General features: G+C 75.2%; 3 protein-coding genes. All 3 read left to right on the top strand.

The annotated features are described in order from the left end of the window. A partial coding sequence (locus ACTUAL_RS15890) for a thioesterase domain-containing protein (protein WP_440900808.1) occupies nucleotides 1-593 on the top strand: 593 nt, incomplete at its 5' end. Next, nucleotides 590-1867, top strand: a complete 1278-nt coding sequence (locus ACTUAL_RS15885) for a cytochrome P450 (protein WP_440900807.1) — start codon at nucleotides 590-592, stop codon at nucleotides 1865-1867. The genes ACTUAL_RS15890 and ACTUAL_RS15885, both read left to right, overlap by 4 nt. A 65-nt stretch (nucleotides 1868-1932) precedes the next feature. After that, on the top strand, nucleotides 1933-2398 hold a 466-nt coding region (locus ACTUAL_RS15880; RefSeq protein WP_440900806.1), incomplete at its 3' end, for an MFS transporter.

Below are 2398 nucleotides of genomic sequence, written 5' to 3'. Positions count from 1 at the left end.
CGCGCGCCCTGCTGGGCTGGTCGATGGGCGCGAACCTCGCCCTGGAGATGGCGACCCAGCTGCTCGAGCGCGGCGCGTCCGCCGAACCGCTGGTGCTCGTCGAGCCCTACCTGCCCAACAAGCCCGCCCGCGACCGGCTGCTCGGCGTCGCCGCGGACCTGGCCGGGGCGCTGGAGCTGCGCGACCGGGTGCGCGCGCTGGAGCCGTCCGCCGAGCGCGACGCCGTGCTGGCGCGGCTGCGCGAGGTGCTGCTGGGCGCGGGCATGTCGCCCAGCGAGGCCGACCTCGCGCACGACGCGCCCATCGAGGTGTGGCACTCGCTGCTGGCCGCGCTCGCCGACTACGAGCCCCGCCCGCACCCCGGCCACGTGCACCTGGTCGTCGGCTCCGAGGCCGCCGCCATCCCGGACGGGCAGCCCATGCCGGGGCTGGACGTCGGGTTCGCCGAGTACGTCGAGCGCTGGCGGGAGCTGGCGCTGGGCGGGCTGACCGTGCACGTGTCGCCGGGCGACCACATGACCATCCTCGCCGAGCCCAACGCCCGCGCGTTCGCGGACCTGCTCGGCGCGATCAGGGCGGAGGCCCGTCGATGACCGCGACCCTGGACCCCACCGCACCCACCGCGCCCCTCGCGCCCACCGCGCCCCTCGCCGCGCCCGCCTTCACCGAGCGCTACCTGCTCGACCCGGCGGTCAACGCCGACCCGTACCCGTACCTGAACGCCCTGCGCGACCACGACCCCGTGCGCTGGAGCCCGCTGCACCGGGCCTGGCTGGTCACCGGGCACGCCCAGCTCATCTCGGCGCTGCGCGAGCCCGCCGCGTCCGCCGACCGCGTCGGCCCGCTCAGGGACGCCGTCCCCGAGGGCGCCCGCGACAGCGCCGAACGGGCCTTCGGCACCCTGTCCCGCTGGATGGTGTTCACCGACGCCCCCAACCACCGGCGGTTGCGCCAGGTGTTCCAGGAGCAGTTCTCGGCGCGCGCCATCAACCGCTACCGGCCGCTGATCGAGCGCGTCACCAGGGCGCTGCTCACCCGCAGGGCTGTGCCGGGGCGGGTCGGGGACCTGATCGCGGACGTCGCGAAGCCGCTGCCCGCGCTGGTGTTCGCCCGCTGGCTGGGCGTGCCGCAGCAGCACCACGCGTCGTTCTGGTACTGGAACGCCAAGGTCGGCGAGCTGGTGCTCGGCGGGGCGCAGGAGGAGCGCGAGTACCGGACCTCGCTCCAGTCGCTGGTGAACCTGGAGGAGTACCTGGCGGACCTGGTCGGCAAGCGCCGCGCCGACCCGCAGGACGACCTGATCAGCGCGGTCCTCGCGGGCGGGCAGGTCGGGGACAGGGTGACCGAGGACGAGTTCGTCGGGATGCTCACCCAGATGGCCTTCGCGGGCGGGGAGACCACCAGCAACCTGATCGCCAACGCCGCCCGCGCCCTGCTGCTCGACCCGGAGCAGCTGGCGGCGGTGCGCGCCGACCCGTCGCTGGTGGGTGCGGCGGTGGAGGAGGCCATGCGGTTCGACGGGCCGTCGAAGATGTCCATCCGCCTGGCGTCGCGCGACTTCGAGCTGTCCGGCGCGCGGGTGCGCGCGGGCGACCGGCTGTTCCTGGTCACCGCCGCCGCGAACCGCGACCCCGCCCGCTACCCGGACCCGGACCGCTTCCAGGTCACCCGCGCCGACACCGCCCACCTGGGCTTCGGCTTCGGCGCGCACTTCTGCATCGGCGCCGCGCTGGCCCGCCTGGTGGCCCGCTCGGCGCTGGAGTTCCTGGTCACCGAGTACCCCGGCCTGCGCCTGGAGGGGACCCGGCACACCTGGCAGCCGTCCCTGCTCAACCGCAGCCTGACCGCCCTGCCCGTCCAGTACTGACCCGCCCCGCTCACCCAGCCCCCACGCGTTCACCCCCTGTCGGGGAGAGGAAGAAGGTCTCCGCCATGACCACCACGTTCACCGGCGCGGGCGCCCGGCTGCTGGCCCCGGCCCGGCTCCCGTCGTTCCGCCTGCTGTGGGCGGGGCAGGCCCTGTCGCTGCTCGGCGACGGGTTCAGCTACATCGCGTTCGCCTGGATCACCCTGGAGCTGACCGGCTCCACCCTCCAGCTCGGCTACGTCCTGGCGCTCCAGGCGATCCCGCGCGCCCTGCTCACCCTGGTCGGCGGGTCGCTGAGCGACCGGTGGTCCACCCGGCGGCTGATGGTGCTCTCCAGCTGGGCCCGCGCCGCGGTGATGGCGTCGGTCGGGCTGGCCGGGCTGTCCGGGAGCCTCGGGTTCTGGGGGCTGTGCGCGGCGGCGGCGGCCTTCGGCGCGGTGGACGCGTTCTTCCAACCCGCCCGCATGTCGATCCTGCCGTCCGTGGTCGCCAAGGACCTGCTGCCCGCCTCCAACGCGCTGCTCGGCGCGG

The sequence above is a fragment of the Actinosynnema sp. genome (genome assembly GCF_052038725.1).
This window is presented reverse-complemented; position numbering and strand designations above follow the sequence as displayed.